The 19,433-nt window shown below is 73.3% G+C and carries 18 protein-coding genes; 5 read left to right on the top strand and 13 right to left on the bottom strand.

Annotated features, from left to right (window positions below):
• Position 1: 1 nt before the first annotated feature.
• Both AB0J71_RS16705 and AB0J71_RS16700 read right to left on the bottom strand, forming a co-directional pair.
• Complete coding sequence (locus AB0J71_RS16705; protein ID WP_364414799.1) at positions 2-661, bottom strand: FadR/GntR family transcriptional regulator; 660 nt, start codon at positions 659-661, stop codon at positions 2-4.
• A 31-nt stretch (positions 662-692) separates the two neighbouring features.
• Positions 693-1,682 carry an ADP-ribosylglycohydrolase family protein gene (locus tag AB0J71_RS16700; RefSeq protein ID WP_364414797.1) on the bottom strand — a complete coding sequence of 330 codons (990 nt, stop codon included), beginning with the start codon at positions 1,680-1,682 and terminating at the stop codon, positions 693-695.
• Positions 1,683-1,758: 76 nt separating this feature from the next.
• On the opposite strand from AB0J71_RS16700, the gene AB0J71_RS16695 reads away from it, so the two are divergent.
• Positions 1,759-3,681 carry a Xaa-Pro dipeptidyl-peptidase gene (locus tag AB0J71_RS16695; RefSeq protein WP_364414795.1) on the top strand — a complete coding sequence of 641 codons (1,923 nt, stop codon included), beginning with the start codon at positions 1,759-1,761 and terminating at the stop codon, positions 3,679-3,681.
• Positions 3,682-3,712: 31 nt separating this feature from the next.
• Here the strand turns inward: AB0J71_RS16695 and AB0J71_RS16690 are convergent, their stop codons facing one another.
• The 5 genes from AB0J71_RS16690 to AB0J71_RS16670 all read right to left on the bottom strand — a co-directional run bounded on the left by AB0J71_RS16690 (position 3,713) and on the right by AB0J71_RS16670 (position 8,983).
• A complete protein-coding gene (locus tag AB0J71_RS16690; protein WP_364414793.1) occupies positions 3,713-5,551 on the bottom strand; it encodes a hypothetical protein in 1,839 nt (612 codons plus the stop codon).
• A 27-nt stretch (positions 5,552-5,578) separates the two neighbouring features.
• Entirely contained in the window at positions 5,579-6,763 is a 1,185-nt protein-coding gene (locus tag AB0J71_RS16685) for an FAD-dependent oxidoreductase (RefSeq protein ID WP_364414791.1), read from the bottom strand.
• Positions 6,760-7,500, bottom strand: a complete 741-nt coding sequence (locus AB0J71_RS16680) for a hypothetical protein (protein ID WP_352330774.1) — start codon at positions 7,498-7,500, stop codon at positions 6,760-6,762. Before AB0J71_RS16680 ends, AB0J71_RS16685 begins: the two co-directional genes overlap by 4 nt.
• Before the next feature lie 37 nt (positions 7,501-7,537).
• Positions 7,538-7,738, bottom strand: a complete 201-nt coding sequence (locus tag AB0J71_RS16675; RefSeq protein WP_352330772.1) for a hypothetical protein — start codon at positions 7,736-7,738, stop codon at positions 7,538-7,540.
• 477 nt (positions 7,739-8,215) lie between these two features.
• Entirely contained in the window at positions 8,216-8,983 is a 768-nt protein-coding gene (locus AB0J71_RS16670; protein WP_364414789.1) for a hypothetical protein, read from the bottom strand.
• Between the two features lie 222 nt (positions 8,984-9,205).
• Here AB0J71_RS16670 and AB0J71_RS16665 point away from each other — a divergent pair, with 222 nt between their 5' ends.
• A complete protein-coding gene (locus AB0J71_RS16665) occupies positions 9,206-10,462 on the top strand; it encodes a Scr1 family TA system antitoxin-like transcriptional regulator (protein WP_364414787.1) in 1,257 nt (418 codons plus the stop codon).
• Positions 10,463-10,666: 204 nt separating this feature from the next.
• Positions 10,667-11,479, top strand: coding sequence for an SAM-dependent methyltransferase (locus AB0J71_RS16660; protein ID WP_364414785.1), 813 nt, complete (start codon positions 10,667-10,669; stop codon positions 11,477-11,479).
• A gap of 72 nt (positions 11,480-11,551) precedes the next feature.
• Here the strand turns inward: AB0J71_RS16660 and AB0J71_RS16655 are convergent, their stop codons facing one another.
• The 4 genes from AB0J71_RS16655 to AB0J71_RS16640 are packed head-to-tail and all read right to left on the bottom strand — an operon-like array spanning position 11,552 to position 16,002.
• Positions 11,552-13,159, bottom strand: a complete 1,608-nt coding sequence (locus tag AB0J71_RS16655; protein WP_364414783.1) for an MFS transporter — start codon at positions 13,157-13,159, stop codon at positions 11,552-11,554.
• A gap of 37 nt (positions 13,160-13,196) precedes the next feature.
• The gene (locus tag AB0J71_RS16650) at positions 13,197-13,616 is read right to left on the bottom strand and encodes a hypothetical protein (protein WP_364414781.1); all 420 of its coding nucleotides are present in this window, start codon (positions 13,614-13,616) and stop codon (positions 13,197-13,199) included.
• Positions 13,613-15,130, bottom strand: coding sequence for a hypothetical protein (locus AB0J71_RS16645; protein WP_364414779.1), 1,518 nt, complete (start codon positions 15,128-15,130; stop codon positions 13,613-13,615). Before AB0J71_RS16645 ends, AB0J71_RS16650 begins: the two co-directional genes overlap by 4 nt.
• A gap of 53 nt (positions 15,131-15,183) precedes the next feature.
• Positions 15,184-16,002: a DUF4253 domain-containing protein gene (locus tag AB0J71_RS16640; RefSeq protein WP_352328337.1), complete on the bottom strand. Its 819-nt coding sequence runs from the start codon at positions 16,000-16,002 to the stop codon at positions 15,184-15,186.
• 117 nt (positions 16,003-16,119) lie between these two features.
• On the opposite strand from AB0J71_RS16640, the gene AB0J71_RS16635 reads away from it, so the two are divergent.
• Entirely contained in the window at positions 16,120-16,713 is a 594-nt protein-coding gene (locus AB0J71_RS16635) for an HAD-IA family hydrolase (RefSeq protein WP_364414777.1), read from the top strand.
• Between the two features lie 54 nt (positions 16,714-16,767).
• Here AB0J71_RS16635 and AB0J71_RS16630 read toward each other — a convergent pair whose 3' ends face one another.
• Both AB0J71_RS16630 and AB0J71_RS16625 read right to left on the bottom strand, forming a co-directional pair.
• Positions 16,768-17,127: a hypothetical protein gene (locus AB0J71_RS16630; RefSeq protein WP_364389890.1), complete on the bottom strand. Its 360-nt coding sequence runs from the start codon at positions 17,125-17,127 to the stop codon at positions 16,768-16,770.
• A 306-nt stretch (positions 17,128-17,433) separates the two neighbouring features.
• The gene (locus tag AB0J71_RS16625) at positions 17,434-18,561 is read right to left on the bottom strand and encodes a TIGR03118 family protein (RefSeq protein ID WP_352331224.1); all 1,128 of its coding nucleotides are present in this window, start codon (positions 18,559-18,561) and stop codon (positions 17,434-17,436) included.
• Positions 18,562-18,680: 119 nt separating this feature from the next.
• Between AB0J71_RS16625 and ppgK the strand changes: the two genes are divergently transcribed.
• Positions 18,681-19,412, top strand: coding sequence for a polyphosphate--glucose phosphotransferase (gene ppgK, locus AB0J71_RS16620; RefSeq protein WP_352331223.1), 732 nt, complete (start codon positions 18,681-18,683; stop codon positions 19,410-19,412).
• Positions 19,413-19,433 lie beyond the last annotated feature (21 nt).

Here is a 19,433-nt window from a genome sequence, read left to right as displayed (position 1 = left end):
GTCACAGGTCGCGTTCCTGGGCGTCGAGGATGGCGACCGAGACCTCGACCGCCCTGGCCGCGTCGCCCGCCTCGATCGCCGCCAGCAGGTCGTCGTGCGACGGGTCGGGCGCCAGCGCGGCCTGCTCCTGGTCCCGGACGCTGTCGCGCAGCGCGTCGCGCATGCTGCGGTAGAGGTCGGCCAGCAGCGGGTTGTGCGCGGCGTCGGCCACCAGCAGGTGGAAGTCGGCGTCGGCGTCGGCGAACCCGTCGAGGTCGCCCGCTCCCGCGGCCGACCCGCGGCGGGCCAGCGCCTCGCGCATCGCGGCCACGTCGTCGCCGGTGCGCTTGACCGCCGCCAGCCGGGCGGCCACCAGGTCGAGCCCGCGGCGCACGTCGATGATGTCCATCGCGGCCGCCCGGTCGAGCCGCCGGCGCAGCGCCACCTGCGACTCGTCGGTGGCGGTGACGTACGTGCCGTCGCCCTGCCTGGTCTGCAGCAGCCCGGCGTGGGCCAGCACCCGCACCGCCTCGCGCACCGACAACCGGCTCATGCCGAGGCTCTCGGCGAGCCGGCTCTCGGACGGGATCTTCGTCCCGACCGGCCACACCCCACTGGTGATCTCCCTGCGGAGCTCCTCGATGGCGGCATCGACGAGCGAGGTCCGCGCGACGTTTCGCATGCGATCTCTTCCGTCCCGGTGAGCCTCCAGCCTAGAGGAGCGCGGCGGCCAGGCGCTCGATCGTCTCGCGGCCCTCCAGCGGTGTCACCCAGGCGGCCGGCAGCGCGTCCGCGCCGCGCAGCGCGCCCACCAGGTTGCCGCAGACCGAGCCGGTCGAGTCGCTGTCGCCCGAGTGGTTGACCGACAGCAGCAGCGCCCGCTCGGGCGAGGGCTCGGCCAGGGCGCAGTAGACGCCGATGGCCAGCGCCTCCTCGGCCACCCACGCGCCGCCCAGCGTCTCGACCCGCTCGGCGGAGGGCGGGCCTGAGGCGGCCAGGTCGAGCGCCGCGCGCAGGGCGAGGGACGTCTCCTCGTGCCCCGGACGGCCGCCGAGCAGGCCGAGGGCGTGGCCGACGGCGGCCTCCAGGGGCTCGCCGGCCATCACCCGGGCGACGATCGCGGCGAACGCGCCCGCGGCCAGGTAGCCGGTCGGGTGGCCGTGGGTGATCTGCGCGCAGACCGCCGCCAGCTCGAACGCGGCGTCCGCGTCGTACGGCGCGAGCAGCCCGAACGGCGCCGAGCGCATGACGGTGCCGCAGCCCTTGGAGCCGGGGTTCACCGGGCCGGTCGCGCCGGACGGCGACGGTCCGGGGAAGGGTTGCCGCAGCCCGGACAGGCAGGCGTTGCCCGGGGCCCGCCGGGAGTACAGCCAGCCCTCCTCGCGCAGGGTGCCGGTCCGGTGCGGCCGGTCGGCGGGCGGCGGGGCCTGGTGCTCCTGGGTGTCGAGCCAGCGCAGGTACGCCTGCCGCACCTCGCCGGGCGTGCGGTCGCGGATCAGCGCCTCGACGGTGAACAGGGTCATCTGGGTGTCGTCGGTCACGAGCGCGCGCCTGCCCCGCCAGGTGGTGACATAGCCGGTGACGCCGTCCTGGCCGTGCTGCCGGCGGATCTCCCGCAACGACTCGAACTCGATGGGCGCCCCGAGGGCGTCGCCGATCGCGCCGCCGAGCAGGCAGCCCCGGATCCGATCCTGTGCCTCCATAGGTGGGATCTTGTCAGCTTTCTGGGCGAGTGAGAGATTGCGGGAGAAATTACGACACTTGTCACGGAGGTCACGCGTGCCACAATTACGCCCGGCCCTCTTCGCGGTCGCCCTCACCCTGGCGATCGCGACCCCGGCACAGGCCGCTGCCGGACCCACGATCACCGTCAAGGACGGCCGGACGCAGCCGGTCTTCTCCTACGCCGACGCCGTCCGCGAGCACGTGTACGTCGAGTCCACCGTGGACAGCGACCTCGACGGCGCGCCCGACCGGGTCAGGGTGGACATCATCCGTCCCAAGGAGTCCGGTCCGGGCCTGAAGGTGCCCGTGATCATCGACGAGAGTCCGTACTACGACAACTCCGGGCGCGGGAACGAGGGGGAGCGCAAGCAGTACGACGCCTCCGGAAATGTCACGAAATTCCCCTTGTTCTACGACAACTACTTCGTCCCGCGCGGCTACGCCGTGCTCAACGTGGACATGCTCGGCACCACCAGGTCCGACGGCTGCCCCGACATGGGCGGCAAGGCCGACGTGCTGGGCGGCAAGGCGGTCATCGACTGGCTGAACGGCCGCGCCAAGGCGGTCAGGGCCGACGGCACCCCCGCCGTGGCCGACTGGACCACCGGCGACGCCGCCATGATCGGCAAGTCCTACGACGGCACGCTGGCCAACGCCGTGGCCGCCACCGGCGTCGAGGGCCTGAAGACGATCGTCCCCATCTCGGCCATCAGCTCCTGGTACAAGTACCAGCGCTCGAACGGCGTGGTCTACAACTACGACTACGCCTCCTGGCTGACCAACTACGTCGACACCGACCCCGAGGCCAAGTGCCAGGCCGTCCGCGACCGCATGGACGCCGAGGACGGCGACGACACCGGCGACTACAACGCCTTCTGGAACGAACGCGACTACCTCAAGGGCCTGCTCGGCGACGTCTCGAAGGTCAGGGCCAGCGTCTTCGTCGTGCACACGGTCAACGACCTCAACGTCCGGCCGGACAACTTCTCCGCCTGGTGGCAGGCCCTGGCCCAGCGGAACGTGCCGCGCAAGATCTGGGTCGGCCAGTACCAGCACGTGGACCCGTTCGACTTCGAGGGCCGCAGGGACCTGTGGGTGGACACCCTGCACCGCTGGTTCGACCATTGGCTGCACGGCGTCCGCAACGGGATCACCAACGAGCCCCGCGCCGACGTGCAGCTCGGCCCGGCGCAGTGGACCACCCAGCGCGACTGGCCGGCCCCGTACGCGCTCAAGGCCGTGCTGCGGCCCGCCGCCGACGGCTCGCTCGGCCTGCTCAAGGCCCGCGGAAACAGCACCGCCACCTTCACCGACCTCGCGCTGAGCGAGACCGAGATGGTGGCCGACGTCGGCACGGCCAAGCCGGGCCGCGCCGCCTTCACCACCGGCGCGCTCCCGCTCGACCTGCGCCTGTCCGGCACCCCCACCGCTGACCTGCGGGTCAAGCTCGACAAGCCCACCGCCAACCTGACCGCCCTGCTCGTCGACTTCGGCGAGGACACCCGCGTCGACTGGCGGCGCGGCCAGGGCGTCACCACGCTCACCGAGGAGGACTGCCACGGCGAGAGCACCGCGGCCGACGACGCCTGCTACAAGAAGGTCACCACGAACGTGGCCACCCGGCCGCTGGAGATCGTCGCCCGCGGCTGGATCGACGTCCAGAACCGCGACTCGCTCAGCCGGCCCCAGCCGCTGCCCGTCGGCACGTACGGGACGGTCAGGTGGCAGACGCTGCCGCAGGACTACACCTTCAGGAAGGGCCACCGGATCGGCCTGGTGCTGGCCGGGACCGACACCACCTACACCAGTGAGGAGGGCACCGGCGCGACCGTCACCGTCGACCTGACCCGCAGCAGCGTGTCCGTGCCGTTCGTGCTCGGGACGCCGCTGGCCGACGTGCCCGAGGACAGCGCCACGTTCAGAGGGCCGCGACAGCTCGACCTGCCCGAGCCCGAGCCCGGGTTCCGGTTCTTCTAGCCGCGCGTGGGGCCCCGGCCGGTCCGGGGCCTCATCGGCAGTTGCTCCAGCGGACGCCGCCGGCGTCGAGCCGCCGCACGCCCTTGTCCCTGGCGACCGTCCAGGCCACCTTCAGGGTGAGCGTGCCGCCGGCGGTCGCCGTGCCGCCGGTGCGCAGGCCGTCGCCGGTGGCGCGGCCCGTCCAGACGATGGTGATCCGGCCGCGCCGCACGTCGGGCCCTCCCGGGCAACCGGGCCGCGAACGCGGGTCGAGGACGCGGAAGGTCGTGCCGTCGACGACGATGCCGCGCGTGCCGGTGGCCGAGACGACCCGGCACGTCGCGGTGCAGGCCAGCGAGAACGCCCCGGCCCGCCCGGACCCCAGCCACGCCGACCGGGGCGACACCCGGGCCGTGGGCGCCGCCGGTTTCGGCAGGTCGGCCTTCCGGTCCAGGGACGACAGCGCGGACCCGGCGGCCGGGCCGATCGCGGCCGTCCAGCGCGTCGGCGTCTCGGCCGGGACGGCCGCCTGCGCCGCCGCCCTGGTGACCACCGCGGGATGCGCGCGCGCGTTCAGCACGGCCCACACCAGGCCCACCACCAGCAGCCCGACGCCCAGCAGCAGGCCCAGCCTGGCCACCGTGCGGATCGGGGCCTCGCTCTCCTCCTCGGGCTCCTCCGGCTGCTCCCGCCAGAACTCCTGCCAGGGCGCCTCGCCGTCGAGCCGGTCGAGTCCGCCCGGCTCGCCGTTCCAGCCGATGCCGCCGTACCGGATGATCATCGCGCCGGGCGGGGCGGCGGCGCCGTCACCGCCACCGGCCTCACCGCCGCCGATCGGCGCGCTCAACGGGCCGGTCACGGGGCTGTTCACCGGGCTGTTCACCGGGCCGCCGACCACGGTGCCGCTGAGGCCGCCTTCTGCGCGGTTGTCGTAGACGAGCTTGTCGCCCGGGGAGCCGCCGCGGAAGGGCCGGGCGCGGCTCGTCGGCGTGAACGGGTGCCGCCCGCGTGCCGCCCGCCCCGGGGGCTCCTGGTCGGCGGCGGCCGCGCCCGCCGCCGACCAGGGGTTTCCCGGTGTCGCCGTCGTGGGGTCGGCGACCGGGGGCATCGACGTCGCCCCCACGCCCGGCGGGGCCGCGAACGGCTCCACCAGGGTGCGTGCCAGCACGGGGAAGCCGTCCGCCCGCCAGAGGGGTCCCTCTCCGGGCAGCGGCTGCGCCGAGGCGAGCCGGTTGGTCAGTGTGCCGGGCAGCTCCGCGATCGGCAGCCGGCGCAGCAGCGTGGCGGCCGACATGGTGCGGGGCGCGGCCCGGCAGGCGGCGCAGCCCTGGATGTGCCGGCTGATCCGGGCGCGGGCCCGGCGGCCCGGCGAGGTGACCCAGGCCGCCACCCGCGTGGTCAGATCAGGACATCCGGTACGGCCGCGCGCGGCGATGATCGCGGCGAACCAGCCCTCCAGCGCGTCGGCCGCCCGCGCCACCACGGCGCTGACCTCGTCCTGGTTCAGGCTGAAGACGGTGGCCAGCTCGGCGTCGGACAGGCCGTGGCGCAGGGACAGGTCCAGCAGCTCGCGCAGCGGGCGGTCGAGGGACAGCAGCGCCTCGGGCAGCAGCTCCGACATCCGCCCCGGACGCGACCAGGAGCCGATGCTGGCCGGCTTGGCCACGAACGCGCGGTGGGCGCGGGCCAGGGCGTAGAGCCAGGGCCGGTGCAGGGCGGGGTCGCGCAGCCGGTCCGCGTAGAGGTGGGCGGACACCAGCGCGCCGGCGGCCGCCTGCTCGGCGTCGCCCGCGGCCAGCTCGGTGCGGCAGTAGTCGTAGAGGCGGGAGCCGTGCGTGTCGCACAGCTCGCGGATGGCCTGGCGCGCTTCGTCCGAGAGCGTTCGCCACATGCGGTGTCGCACCTCCTCAGCGGTGTCTCAGACGGGCCGGGCCCCACCGGCGGAGCCGGGAACGGTGTCGAGCAGCGAGGCCTGCGCGAGATAGGCCCGCGTGGCCTCCGGATCGCCGGCGATGGCCCGCAGCCCGGCCATCGCCGCGGCCAGCCGGGCGCTGTCGCGCTCGCGCACGCCGGCCGGCCGCGTCTCGCCGCGCGGCATCACCCGCTGCAGCAGCACGGCCCGCCGCCGCCACGCCCACGCCTCCAGCGCGGTGGGCGGCGCGAAACCGCCGAGCACGGCCGCGATCACCTGGCCGACCTCGACGGCGTCGTGGATGCCGGCGTTCATGTTCAGGCCGCCGACCGTGGACGTCAGGTGCGCGGCGTCGCCGACGAACAGCACCCGCCCGCAGCGGTAGGACGTCAGCACGCCCCTGGACAGCCCGAACCGGTCGGCCCCGGTCACGTGGATGGGCCCGCTCGCCCCCGGCAGGGCGCGGCGGACCAGCATCGAGACGTTGGGCGAGGACAGCGGCTCGGTGGCGTCGCAGGGGATCCTGAAGATGATCCGCCACTGGTCGGGCAGCGCGAGCAGCGTGCACGACTGCTGCACGTCGCGGACGTAGGTGAGCGGCGCCAGGCTGGGCAGCAGCCGGTCGAGCGGCGAGTCGGTGAACACCCGCAGCGCCTGCGTCGGGTAGGCCGACCTCGGGAAGGGCAGCCCCAGCGAGCCGCGCACCGTGCTGTGGCCGCCGTCGGCGGCGATCATGTACCGGGCCCGCGTCCAGGTCTGGCCGACGCGGACCCGGATGCCGGTGCCGCCCTCGGAGACGCCGTCGACGCGGGTGCCGAAGCGCACGTCGACGTCGGGGTAGGCGTTCAGGGCCGCCAGCAGCAGCGGGGTGAGCGCGGTCTGGTCGGCGTGGACCCTGAACGGGTGCTTGGTCAGGCCGTTGAGCCGGTTCATGCCCATCTCGGCCAGCACGATCCCTGACCGGTCGCGCCACTGCACCCGGTCGACCACGCGGCCCTTGGCGACGAGTTGCGAGGCCACGCCCAGCTCGTCGAGCAGGTCGAGCGTGGCCGGATGGAAGGTGCAGGCCCGCGCCTGCCCGGCGAGCTCGTTCTCCCGCTCCAGCACGGTGACCGGGATCCCGGCCCTGGCCAGCGAGAGTGCCGCGGTCAGCCCCGCCGGGCCGGCCCCGACGACGATCACGCCGTTCATGCGGGGCGCCTCCCCTGCTCCGCCATCTGGCGGCGGTAGGGCACGCGGCTGAGCGTGACGTGCTCGCCGATGGCCCGCGACAGGGCCCACCAGGCGGTGCAGAGGTTGGACGTGAGCAGCATGCGGTCGTTGCCGGCGCTGAGCGGCCCGAGCACGGGCAGCGTGGCCATGCCGGTGCCGGTGAACAGCAGCACCGCGTCGCCGGGCACCTCGGCCCGCTCGACCTGGGTGATCAGCTCGGCCGGGGTGACCGCGTAGGAGGAGTAGCCGCCCTTGGCCGCCCGCACCTGCACGACCTGCGTGACGTTGAGCCCCGCCGTCTTCCAGAAACGCTCGGCCAGCTCGGTCAGCCACGGCTGGTACGGCGAGACCAGCACGATGTCGCTCACGCCGGCGTGTTCCACCGCCTCCCTGGTGGCCTGCGTGGAGGAGGCGAACGGCACGCCGGTCGAGGCCGACAGCCGCGCGCACTGGTCGGCGTCGTCGTCGGGGCCCAGCAGGTAGCGGGACTCGCTGCAGGCCATGACCAGGGCGTCGAGCGGCAGGCCGTCGAACGCGCAGACCATGCCGGGCAGGGCCTCGTTGTAGCTCTCCAGCCGTTCGGCGAGCGACACTCCCCGGTGCACGGGGAAGCGGGTGACGTGCATGTCGGCACGCGAGCCGAGCAGGCGGGTCAGCTCGGGCTCCGCCGAGGGATTGGCGGGGGCGACGATCACGCCCACCCTGCCGCGGCTCATCTCGTACCTTCCGGGTCGGGGACCGTCCGCATGACGGTCAGGCCAGCGCCTGGTCGATCTCGCCGATCGCCTGCACGGACACCTGCCGGATCCGGCGCAGCCGGTGGACGGTGCGCGGCGGGGCCTCGGCCCGCGGCGGCTCGTCCCGGCCCTCGCTCCTCGGCTCGGCGGGCTGGGGTCGTGCGCCCCGGGCGTGCACCTCGTGCGGCTGCCGCCTGGACACCTCGTCGGTAAGCATGATCACTCCTGTCGGTCGCGGATCCGGGGGACGCGGGCCGGGCGCGGCCCGCGGACGTCGTGGCCACCGGCACGGGGGCCCGCGCGGGCGCCGGCCCCCTGAGGGGGCGGTCGATCAGAGCCGTGGCGCCCGTCACGCCGATCGTCGCGCCCGGCGTCGCCGCCGTGCCGGTGGCGCCGGCCGGGGAGCCGGGCGGGCCCGCCTCCCCGGCCGGGGAGGCCGTCGCCCGATCACGGGCGGACGGCCGCGAGGAAAGCCGGCCCCAGGCACTACCCCTTGGTTTGGCCGGCACGCCAGCCGCTACCGCGCCGGCCGACAGCACCGTGCCGACTTTGTCGGGCACGTGACGCACGGTGCCGGAGGGATGGGGTAGCGCCGGAGCCGGCCGCATGAGGGCCGCCGGCACGGCCGCGCGCGGCGCGGGCGGTGCGGGCGGGCCGGTGGGCGGCCAGGCCCGGCGGGGGAGGGGGAGCGGCGTCATCGCGCCGTCTCCGGGTCGAGCGCGGTGGCGGCCCTGTCGGACACGCTGTCGGACACGCTGTCGGGCACGCTGTCGGGCACGCTGACGCAGACCATGCGCTCGGTCAGCCCCGCACGCGGCCCGCCGGCGCGCGAGCGGGCGGGCGGCGCGGTGCCGGCCACCGTGCGCGCGACCCTGGCGGCCAGCGCGAGATGCTCGGCGCAGCGCCGGCTCACCTTCGACTCCAGCCCGGCCACCTGGGCCAGCCTGAGCCTGATGGGTTCCAGCGACGACCGGCGTTCGAGCCCGTCGAGGTCGGCCAGCCGGACGGGCCAGCGCAGCGCGTCGCGGCAGCGCTCGACCACCGCGGCGGGCAGCTCGGCGGCGGGCATCCCTTCGTGCCGCAGCCGGGTGGCGATCATGACGGCCGCGAACGACGTGCGGTCGAAGTGGGCCAGCCGGCCGGACAGGGCCGCGCCCAGCATCCTGGCGCGGTGGCCCAGGCAGACCGCGCTCCAGCCGAGCAGCAGCAGCCGGTCGGGCCCGGGTTCGGTGTGCCAGCCGGCCAGCCGCAGCTCGCGGGCCATGCGGTGATGCAGGCGCCAGCGGTGCCGCGGGCTGTCCAGCCAGATCTCGACCCCGCCCAGCGGCAGCTCGGCGACCTGGACGTCGGGGCTCGTCAGCGGGCCGGCGACCCGCGCGCAGATGCGCTGGACGACCTGCTGCTGCCCCCGGGAGACCGGATCCTCCAGGAAGCGTGAGCCGTCGAGGGAGTCCATGGTCACGTCCGGCCACCTCCTTGCCGGAGACTCTCGCGAATCGTCCGGGCTGTTAAGCCACAGTTACCACGCGCTCCGATACTGTGCTGGAAAGAGGCCCTATGTCAACTCACACTTTGCGAATATGTTGATACCTACCCGCCGGGCAGAGCTGGCTCGCGTGGCAGGGGACAGTGGGGGTCTCGTACCTTAGGCTGGGAAAAGTTCACGGGCGGTAGGAGGTGCGCCGTGGCGAACTTCGCCGAACGGCTCGATCTCGCGCTGACCAAGCGCGGCTTCACGGGCGCCCAGGTCGCCTCCGCCCTCACCGAGGCGGGCATACCCATCACGCGCGCCTACGTCAGCCAGCTGCGCACCGGCAAGCAGACCAACCCCACCCTCCAGGTGCTGCGGGCGCTGGCCGCCTGCCTCCAGGTGAGCGTGGGCTGGCTGGTGGGCGACGAGCACTACGAGTCCGGCGCGGTCGAAGACCTGCAACTGCGGGCGGCCGCGATCGGCCTGTCGGCCTCCGGGTTGTCGGAGGGGTCGCTGGCCGTCCTGCGCGGCGTGGTCGAGCTGGCGCGCCGGGCCGAGGGGCTGCCGGGCGAGCCGGAGCCGGCCGCCGAGATCCCCGAGGCCGCCACGCCGCTCAACGACTCACAGCGCCGCGCGCTCGGCAAGCGGCTGCACGGCCTGCGCATGGGCGTGCGGCTCTCGGTCGAGCAGGTCGAGGGCTCGCTCGGCAAGGGCGCCGCCGCGATCCCCGCGATCGAGGAGGGCCGCCTCGCGCCCACGCCGATCACGGTCGAGCGCCTGCTCGGCCTCTACGGCGTCACCGCCCCGCCGGTCCGCGAGTACGTGCTCTCGCTGGCCAGGGGCGAGCGCGAGGCCGCCTGGTACGACGCCCAGTCGGTGCCCGTCTGGCTGGCCACGGCCTACGCGCTGGAGCAGCGGGCCACGGTGATCCGCACCTACCATCCCCAGTTCGTCCCGCCGATGTTGCAGACCGAGGACTACGCGCGGGCCGCGATCACCGTGGCCGGGCCGGCCACGCTCGGGCAGTCGTCGGTGGAGGAGGCCCTGGCGCTGGTCATGGCCCGCCAGGAGGCGCTGGCCGGGGCCGGCGACACGGTGTTGTGGGCGGTGATCGACGAGGCCGTGCTGCTGCGCTCGATCGTCGGCCCGCACGCCCAGCTCCGCCAGCTCGACCTGCTGCTCGACCACGCCAAGCGGCCCAACGTCTCGCTGCACGTCGTGCCGATCGACGACCCGGCGTACGTGCCCCGCACCGGCCCGTTCACGCTGTGGCGCTTCGCCGAGGCGTTCGAGCCCGACGTCGCCTGCGCCCACGGCGTCGAGGCCGACGAGCTGATCACCGACGCCGCCGCGGTCGAGACCTACCACCAGGCGTTCACGAAGTTGTCGGTGACGACCACCACCCGCGAGGAGACGTACGAGGTGCTGGAGTCCCACCGCGAACGCCTGTCACGCTCGACAGGGAAATGATCTCCGGCCGGCGGCCATTCAGGTAAGGCATATTTCCGCAGAATTCATGCTTTTCCTGTTGTCTTCCAGCGCGCAACGAGGATCATAAGGTCTGGGTCATCGAGTGGGGTCCGAAAGGACCGGCTTTTCCCGAGATAGTGGGCGAGGGGAAAGGGGCAACACTCAATGCGTCAGCGTGCCATCCGAAACTTGGCGAAGCTGGAGATGACCCGACCCATGACCACCCGCGTGCTCGACGCGGCCGCGGGCGGGAAGAACAACTTCTCGGCTGACCGCGACCTGGTACGCCGATATGACCAGGCCGCGTCCGTGACGACCACCGCCGCGCGGGCCGTGCTGCAGTTCCTGGTGCGCGTGGTCCGGCATCTGGCGGCCGAAGGCGTGGACCAGTTCGTCGTCGTGGGCAGCGGCGTGCCCAGCGGCCTGCCCCCGGGCGGCCGGTTGCACGACGTGGCCGCGGGCTGCCACGGCGGCCCCGGCGGCCCCGGCGGTGTGCCCGTCCGGGTGGTCTACGTGGAGAACGACCCGATGGTGCTGGCGGGCGCGCGGGCCACCATCGAGCCGGGCACCGATCTGGTCCGGGTGGTCGAGGGCGACGTGCGCGAGATCGACGCGATCCTCGGCGACCGGGTGGTGTGCGCCTTCCTCGACTGGGACCGTCCCGTGGCCGTGCTGCTGCTGTCCACCCACAGCCTGGCCGACGACGAGTACGCCCACTACGTGATCGAGCGGGTCCGCCGGGCGGCGTCCGACGGCAGTTACCTGTCGCTGCTGCAGACCACCTTCGACGGCGTGCCGGGCGAGTTGCTGCCGGCGGTCCGGGACCTGCTGGCGATGACGCTGCCCGGCCACGCGATCCGCGGCAGGCAGGAGGTGGCGGCGCTGCTCGACGGGCTGGTGCTGGTCGATCCCGGGCTGGTGTGGGTCCCGGAGTGGCGGCCCGACGACCACGGCGCCGCCTGCTCCGCCCGGCCGAGCTCGTCGGGCACGTACGGCGCCGTGGCCCGCCTCCCGTGAACGCCGGCCGCCCGTCGAGCCTCTGTGAACGCCTGATCGTCCGTCGAGCCTCTGTGAACGCCCGGCCGTCCGTCAGGCGCCTGTCGAGGCGGCGGCGGGCGTGGCCGGCTCACCGGCCGCGCCCTTGGGCGGCTCGACCCCGAACGCCAGCACCGCCACCACCGCCAGGATGAGCGGGACCGCCCCGAGCAGCGCGGTCGTGCCGATCGACGGCGCCGCCGCCCCCGCCACGAGCACGGCGGTCACCGCCACGCCGCCGGCCTTGCCCATCCCCGCCGACAGCCCGGAGCCGCGCGAGCGCACCCGGGTCGGGTAGATCTCCGAGCTGTAGGCGGCCAGCACCGCGGCGATCGTCGCCGTCCCCACGATCGGCCCGGCCAGCAGCAGGTACAGCCAGGTACGGTCGTGCGCCAGCGTCTCGCCGGAGAAGGCCAGCACCGCCAGCGCCACGCCGACCAGCGCCGACAGCGTGACGATCGTCTTCTTCGCGCTCCACAGGCCGTACATGGCGGCCGAGATGAAGATCAGCGGCAGGCCCAGCAGCGTCGAGTCGCGCAGCGCCCGGTCGGCCGTCTGCTGGTCCAGGCCCAGCTTCTGCAGGTTGGACGGGATCCACAGCTGGAAGCCGTAGGTGACCAGGCCGATGCTCAGCCCGAGCACCACGACGGCCACCGTCAGCCCGGTGAACGGAGGGCGGAACAGCCGCGAGTAGCCGCCCGCGTGTTCGTCCTCCACCCGCTCGACGCCGGCGGCGGCCTCCTCGGTGGTGGCGGCCGCGCCGTACCTGGCCAGGACCGCGCGGGCCTCGGCGTCGCGGCCGTGCGCGAGCAGGAAGCGCGGCGACTCGGGGATGAACCGGTTGAGCAGGATGAGGAACACGCCGGTCGGCAGCCCCACCAGCCACAGCACCCGCCAGGAGAACGTCGGCGCCAGCGACGCCGACAACCAGCTGGCCGCCAGGTAGGCGACCGCCAGGTTGCCGCCGATGAGCACCATCACCCAGCCCTTGTGCCGCGGTGGGATCGTCTCGGCCAGCAGCGAGAACGTGATCGGCAACATGCCGCCCGCGCCCAGCCCCATGGCCACGCACATGGCCAGGTTCCACTCGAAGTCCGGCATGACGCCGCAGATCGCGGTGCCGATGAACAGCACCCCGGCGAACAGGATCGACGGCTTGCGCCCGATCTTGTCGCCCATCCAGCCCCACAGCAGCGAGCCGAGCACCGTCCCGGTGAGCCCGGCCAGCGGCAGCAGCGCCACGGGCAGCTCGCCGGCCGGGTTGAGCGCGGACTTCAGCCCGTACTCCTTGGCCATGCCGGGCGCGACGAAGCCGAGCGTGATCGGCTTCATGGCGTCGATGATCACAGCGACCGACATGACCACGATCAGCCCGATGTGCGCCGGACGCATGCGCGCGTCGTCCAGGGCGCGGACGCGTACCTCGGCGGCCGGTCTGGCGGTCAGCGCGCCGGGCGGGATCAGCCCGTACGCGGTGACCGCCAGCCCCGCCACGATCAGCGCCATGCCGATCGTCATCGGCAGGTCCATCGGCATGCCCGCCAGGCGGTAGTGCATGTCGGCGCCGTGCAGGTACATCGGCAGATGCAGCACGACGCCGGCCACCGTGGCCAGGAAACCGAGCCAGAAGTACAGCGGTCGAGCCAGCTCGACGCCCCCCATCGCCCCTCCGTAGGCAGAACCGTGAGCAGATCCGTGATCAGATCAGGCGGCCGCCGCGCAGCCGCCATTCGACGAACAACACCCGCATCGGCCCGTTCACGAACAACCACTGGCCGACCCAGACGAAGGCGAACATCACCGCGAACGCCCACCCCCTGACCGGCCCGGCGACGCCGGGGACGAGCCCGTTGTCCAGCAGCACCCACATCAGCAGCCCCTCGGGCACGGCCGTGACCAGCCCGAACAGCGTCGGCCAGTCCTTGTCCCAGCGGAACTGCATGAGCAGGTGGTACAGCAGCTCCCACCCGACGCCCACGACGGCGACGGCCAGCAGCACGAGGAAAGCGTCCCGGAAGGACATCGGCAGCACCAGGGTGATCAGCGCGGTCAGCGCCGCCCCCACGGTGGCCAGCGTGAACAGCCGGGTCTGCAGCCGCCCGGCCAGCGTCGGGATCAAGGGAGCCTCCTGTTTCCCGCCCACCGCAGCCACTGGGCCGTGGACCGCACCGGCCCGAGCCCCTTGCAGAACCCGCGCCTGGTCAGGTCGGCGGCGATGTCGAGCGCGGCGGTCTGCATGCCGAGGAAGCTGTCCACGGCCAGGAAGTGGTTGCCGGCCGTGGCGGCGCCGGAGGCGTACAGGACGCCGCCCTCGCTCTCGGCGCCGAGCACCTCGAAGTTCTGGCCGACGCTCAGCCGGCCGGCCTTGTTGGGCCGGGCGCCGCCGTGCCGCAGCAGGTCGTCGAGGACGCGGTGCTCCGGCATGTCGGCCTCCAGGCCGGTGCAGTCGATGATGAAGTCGGACACGTACTGCATGGCGGCGGCGTTCACGCTGCGGGTGTGGGTGATCAGGCGGCCGTCGGGGGCGCGTTCGATGCGGTCGACGACGGCCTGCGTGGGGTGGTACCAGTTGCCCTGCCGGCCTCTGCGCATCTGCTCCTGCCAGCGGGCCAGCTTCGGGGTGGTGGTGCCGGCCACCGTCTTGGAGATCAGGGCGCGCTGCTCGGGCGTGGCCTTCCTGAAGCGGGCCTTGAGCTGGCCGCCGAAGGCCGACTTGGGCATCGTGAACGCCTGGTAGGCCCAGCCGTCGCCGCCCTTGCGCCGCATGAACACGCTCGGGCCGTGCGGGCCGGCCACGTACGTGCGGAACAGGTGGACGATCTGGGTGTGCAGGCCGTACCGCTCGCGGTCGTCCATCAGGCGCTGGAGCACCCGCGAGGCCACGATCCCGGCGCCGCGCACGACCACCACCCCGGGCCGCTTGCGCAGCTGGTCGTAGACGTGCTCGTGCGGCTCGTAGGCGTTGACCACCCGGTAACGCTCGCCCTGCGCCTGCCGGAACTCCTGGAGGTCGTCGAGGAACTTCAGCCCCGGGTAGCCGACGGCCAGGTGCACGTACTGGGAGCGCAGCACCACCCGCTTGGTCGGCGAGGTGCCCGGCGGCGGCGTCAGCACGGTGAAGTAGCCGCCGCCCATCCGCTTCCTGACCATGCGCACCTGGCCCTTGGCCAGCATGTGCCAGTAGCCGATGCGGTCGGCCTCGCGCCGCACGGTCTGGGTGACCAGCCCGGCGCGCGGACTGTAGAAGTCGGTGAACAGCGGCTCGGCGAGCACCTGGAGGATCGGCTTGAGCGAGCCGTCCTGCCAGGCCTCCTGCACCGCGTAGGAGGGGAAGCCCCAGATGTTGTCGGGACGCGCCCCCGCGTCGGACCGGATGCGCTCGTGCGCGGGCAGCTGCGAGACGCGGGTCAGGTACTCCCACGTCTGCCAGGGGGTGTCGCTGGTGGAGAGCACCCGCATGGCCGGGATCGGCACGCCTCTGATGCGCAGCACGTCGACCAGCGTGAACGAGCCGAGACCGCCGCCCACCGACACCAGCGGCACGTCGTGGACGGGGATGCCGGCCGACTGCACCAGCCAGTCCGTCCAGGACGAGGAATGCAGTAGCTCCGGAGTCAGGTCTCCCCGTGGCATGCTGTGACCGAGCCCTCCCTGTCGCGGTTAAAAGTAGCGTAAAAGCCGGGGATTCAGTCCCACCAGAACGACCAGGCGTGTCGCCCGATGATCTGCTCGGCGTACCCCTGGAGGTCGCCCGGCCCTTGCACGACGTTGTCGGGACAGAACGCCCAGTGCTCGGCGGCGACGTGGAGGGCGTGCTCGGGGTCGGCCGGCGGCGCGGCCACGCTGAGATCGAGCGTGTTGAACCCGACGCTCACCACGCGGGCCCCGAACCGGTCCTCCCAGCTGCGCACCACGGCCGCCAGCGGCACCATCCACTCGTTGTGGTGCAGCGCGCCCTGCCACCCCATGACCGCCAGCGCGTCGGCCCCCCGGCCGGCCGCGACCAGCCCGAGCGGCATGCCTTTGGGCGCCAGCTCGCGGGCCAGCCAGTCGGCCACGTCGCCGGGGTCGGCGCGGGGCACCCCCGGCGGCGCCAGCCCCGGGCAGAGCGCCCCGTACGGCTCTAACTCCGCCAGCGCGTCGCGCGGCATCTGCGCGACCCACTCCTGCCACACCTCGGTCATGAACCCCTCGGCGGTGAAGTGGCCGATCAGCATCGGGTCGTCGGGCACGATCTGCCCGATCGCCCACGGCTGGGCCGACTCGTCGAGCAGGACCGGCCACAGGCCGCTGTGGGCGTGCCAGACCCGCATGAACGACCAGTCCTCGCCGGCGGCGGGCTCGTCGCTCATCCAGAACGCCGGCCGGGCCGCCACGGCCTGCCGGGTGTAGGCGGGGTCGGGCCAGACCACGTCGCCCGCGGGCAGGCCCGGGGGCAGTCTGCGCCCCCTGCCGCCGTCGGCGAACAGCTGGCACAACTCAGGTGGCAGCTGGTGATCGTCCATGCCCTACCGTTCCGATACCGAATCCCGTCTCGGAGATGGTAGTGCCGCCGGTCGCCCCGGGGCTTTGGCGGCACGCGAAACCTTCGTGGACCAGCGGATGCGGTACTTCACGGCACAATGATGGCTGTGATGCCCTTTGACGCGGTTCTCACCGATCTTGATGGCGTGCTCCGCCTCTTCGACCACACCGCCCAGGCCGAGATCGAGGCCCGGTACGCCCTGCCGCTCATGGCCACGGCCTTCGCTCCCGAGCTGATCGAGCCGGCCATCCTGGGCCGGATCAGCGAGCGTGAATGGCTGGCGGCGGTGGCGGTCGCCCTCGGCGGTGACGAGCGGGCCCGCCAGGCGGTGGCCGAGTTCGCGGCGGTGCCGTTCCGGGTGGACGAGGAGGTCAGGGAGCTGCTGGCCAAGGCGCAGCAGCACGTGCCGGTGGTCATCGTGACCAACGCCACGGACACCGTTGAGGAGCACCTCGACCGGCTCGGGCTCACCTACTTCGCCGACGACCTGGTGAGCAGCGCCAGGGTCGGCGTGATCAAACCCGACCCGCGCATCTACGAGATCGCCGCCGAGCGCGCCGGGGCCGACCCCGCGCGCTGCCTGTTCGTCGACGACCGGCTGCCGAACGTGGAGGCCGCCAGGGCGCTCGGCATGACGGGCGTCCACTACCGCAGCGTCGCCGACCTGGCGGCCGTCCTCGGCGGGCTCTGAGGCCGGACGTGCGCCGGCCCCGCCCGCGGGAGAACGGGCGGGGCCGGCGGGCGGTCAGTCGGCGCAGATGGCGAACACGCTGATGCCGACGTCGTTGTAACCGATCTGGCGGCCGAGGGCGATCCAGCCGCGGGCGTCGTCGGTGGGGAACGACCCCACCAGGATCGCGCCGTTGCCCCGGGCCTCGCCGCCGCCGCCGAGCACGTGCTTGGAGCCCGGGCAGTAGACGGTGCGGCGCTGGAAGTTCGGGACGTTGGCGTTGGGCAGGCTGACGAGCTGGTAGCCCGGGGGCAGCGCGGCGCGGGTGGCCGCCGAGACGGGACTGGACGCCTGGAGGGCCACGACGGTGGCCGTGACGCAGGCAGCGGTGGCGAGGGCGATGACGGAAAGGAACAGAGACTTCTTGACTGGCATGGTCTCTCCTTGTCCTGTTCCCTGACAGGCACGGTTTCCGGGCAGCACGCGACACGCCGGCTCATGCGGTGCTTAAGGGGGCGACGTGAGAGCAGGGATGAGGGTGTTGACACGTTGAGTATCTGCTCCGTCGCATTCCGTGTCCATACGTGTTCCGCAGGTTTTCCGGGAATCCGGGCTTTTCCGGGAATCCGGGTTTCCGGCGCGGCCCGCGCCGGCCGCGCCGGAAACGTCAAGCGGCCCCGATCATGGGCCCGGTCGTGGGCCCGGTCGTGGGCCCGGTCGTGGGCGCGGTCGTGGCGCCGGTCAGTAGCCGCTGCCGCCGCCGTAGGGCGACTTCGTCCTGGGGGCGGCGGAGCGGGTGGGGGCCGGCGTGCTCGCGGGGGCGGCGGCCGTGGAGGTCGGCTTCGTGCCGGCGGGGGCGATCACGCCGATCAGGCCGTGCTTGGCGCCCTCGATGCCGGCCGAGAACCACAGCGTGTTCACGCCGCCGGTGGCCGCGGTGCCGGGTTCGAGGTCCCACAGGCCGGGCAGCTTGACGGGCCGGCCGCCGGACGTGGTGATCGCGCCCAGGTGCCGGTCGCCCTTGTAGGCGTGCACGGTGCCGTCGCCGAAGTTGCCGACCAGCAGGGCGCCGGCGTACTGGCCCCAGCCGCGCGGCGCGGCGGTCATGGCCCAGGGGGCGTCGAGCCCGACCCTGGAGATGCGGCCGGTCAGGCGGCCGTCGGCGTCGAAGCGGCTCACGAAGCCCTTGCCGGCGCCGAAGACGGGCTTGCCGGTGGTACGGTCGCGCAGCGCGTACGCCACCCACACGCTGCCGTTGACCACGGCCACGTTGTAGGCGTTGTAGCCGCGCGGCACCCGCGAGTCCTGGAACTGCCAGCCGGCCAGGCGGATGCGCCGGAAGTTCTCGTCGAAGGCGTGCACCCGGCCGTGGGCGAAGTCGGCGGCCAGCAGGAACTCGCCCTCGTCGGTGCGTACGAGCTCCAGGCCCTTGTAGTCGGCGCCGCGGGTGAACGCGGCGATCACGGCGTTGGCCGGGTCGGCCTCGGCGTTCCAGCCGGTGATGGCGCCGCTCGGGCTGCTGAAGATGAACGTGGCCGGTCTCCCCTTCACGGTGAAGCCGTCACCCGGGTTGAACACCTGGCCGGTCGGGGAGCCGCCGGGGATCCACACCTCCGTCTTCTCCTTGCGGCCCGTGCCGGAGTACACGGTGGCGGTGCCGGTGCCGGCGTTGGAGACCCACAAGGTCTTGCCCATGGCCAGGCCCCACGGGTTGACGACCTTGGGGTCGGTGACCGGGGCCTTGCCCTTGACGTCCGACACAAGGTTGATGACGTCGAAACGGGTCCTGGTGGTCGCCTGCGCGGGGGCGGTGAGGGTCGTCCCCGCCACGACGGCGACAGCGCAGAGCGTGATGATGCGGAGCCGCATCCGTGCCTCCTAGTGAGCGCTTGTGACGCGAGATACGCGGTGGGCGCGCAGCGGGTTCAGCCGGCCCGGAAATATCGGCGGGCGAGTTTTCCCGTCCAGGGCGGGGGAGAAGGAGAGTCATGAACGTGTTGGGCATCGACATCGGCGGTTCGGGAATCAAGGGCGCCCCGGTCGACACCGAGGCCGGAGAGCTCGTCCAGGAGCGGTTGCGCATCGCCACGCCCCAGCCGGCCAAGCCCGAGGGGGTGGCCGAGGTGGTGGGCGAGATCGTCAAGCATTTCGACTGGGACGGCCCGGTCGGCGTCACCTTCCCCGGCGTCGTCGTCGACGGGGTCGTGCAGACGGCGGCCAACGTCCACCACTCGTGGATCGGCGTCGACGCCGCCGCGCTCTTCGGCGGCGCGACGGTGCTCAACGACGCCGACGCCGCCGGCATCGCCGAGATGACCTTCGGCAGGGGCCGCGACCAGAAGGGCACGGTGCTGATCCTGACCTTCGGCACGGGCATCGGCAGCGCCCTGTTCGCCGACGGCACGCTGGTCTGCAACACCGAGCTCGGCCACCTGGAGCTGCGCGGCAAGGACGCCGAGGAGCGCGCGTCGGCACGGGCCCGCGAGGAGCACGACCTGAGCTGGGAGAAGTGGGCCGAGCGGGTCGAGGAGTATCTCAGGCACGTGGAGATGTTGTTCTCGCCGGGCCTGATCGTGATCGGCGGGGGCGTGAGCAAGAAGGCCGACAAGTTCCTGCCGCACGTCACCCTCGACACCCCCGTGGTCCCCGCCGCCCTGCAGAACGAGGCCGGCATCATCGGCGCCGCCCGCCACGCCGCCACCACCGGGCCGGCGCGGTAGGGGCCGCCGCCGCGGTCCCGG

This window comes from Nonomuraea sp. NPDC049637 (assembly GCF_040675235.1).
Classification (GTDB): Bacteria; Actinomycetota; Actinomycetes; order Streptosporangiales; family Streptosporangiaceae; genus Nonomuraea.
Note: the sequence above shows the minus strand (reverse complement) of the source record. Positions and strands in the feature narration are given on the sequence as shown.

What these genes read in the sequence shown, in the direction of transcription:
- AB0J71_RS16705 (WP_364414799.1), bottom strand. Translation starts at nt 661, where the DNA reads ATGCGAAACGTCGCGCGGACCTCGCTCGTCGATGCCGCCATCGAGGAG.
- AB0J71_RS16700 (WP_364414797.1), bottom strand. Translation starts at nt 1,682, where the DNA reads ATGGAGGCACAGGATCGGATCCGGGGCTGCCTGCTCGGCGGCGCGATC.
- AB0J71_RS16690 (WP_364414793.1), bottom strand. Translation starts at nt 5,551, where the DNA reads ATGTGGCGAACGCTCTCGGACGAAGCGCGCCAGGCCATCCGCGAGCTG.
- AB0J71_RS16685 (WP_364414791.1), bottom strand. Translation starts at nt 6,763, where the DNA reads ATGAACGGCGTGATCGTCGTCGGGGCCGGCCCGGCGGGGCTGACCGCG.
- AB0J71_RS16680 (WP_352330774.1), bottom strand. Translation starts at nt 7,500, where the DNA reads ATGAGCCGCGGCAGGGTGGGCGTGATCGTCGCCCCCGCCAATCCCTCG.
- AB0J71_RS16675 (WP_352330772.1), bottom strand. Translation starts at nt 7,738, where the DNA reads ATGCTTACCGACGAGGTGTCCAGGCGGCAGCCGCACGAGGTGCACGCC.
- AB0J71_RS16660 (WP_364414785.1), top strand. Translation starts at nt 10,667, where the DNA reads ATGACCCGACCCATGACCACCCGCGTGCTCGACGCGGCCGCGGGCGGG.
- AB0J71_RS16655 (WP_364414783.1), bottom strand. Translation starts at nt 13,159, where the DNA reads ATGGGGGGCGTCGAGCTGGCTCGACCGCTGTACTTCTGGCTCGGTTTC.
- AB0J71_RS16645 (WP_364414779.1), bottom strand. Translation starts at nt 15,130, where the DNA reads ATGCCACGGGGAGACCTGACTCCGGAGCTACTGCATTCCTCGTCCTGG.
- AB0J71_RS16640 (WP_352328337.1), bottom strand. Translation starts at nt 16,002, where the DNA reads ATGGACGATCACCAGCTGCCACCTGAGTTGTGCCAGCTGTTCGCCGAC.
- AB0J71_RS16635 (WP_364414777.1), top strand. Translation starts at nt 16,120, where the DNA reads ATGATGGCTGTGATGCCCTTTGACGCGGTTCTCACCGATCTTGATGGC.
- AB0J71_RS16630 (WP_364389890.1), bottom strand. Translation starts at nt 17,127, where the DNA reads ATGCCAGTCAAGAAGTCTCTGTTCCTTTCCGTCATCGCCCTCGCCACC.
- AB0J71_RS16625 (WP_352331224.1), bottom strand. Translation starts at nt 18,561, where the DNA reads ATGCGGCTCCGCATCATCACGCTCTGCGCTGTCGCCGTCGTGGCGGGG.
- ppgK (WP_352331223.1), top strand. Translation starts at nt 18,681, where the DNA reads ATGAACGTGTTGGGCATCGACATCGGCGGTTCGGGAATCAAGGGCGCC.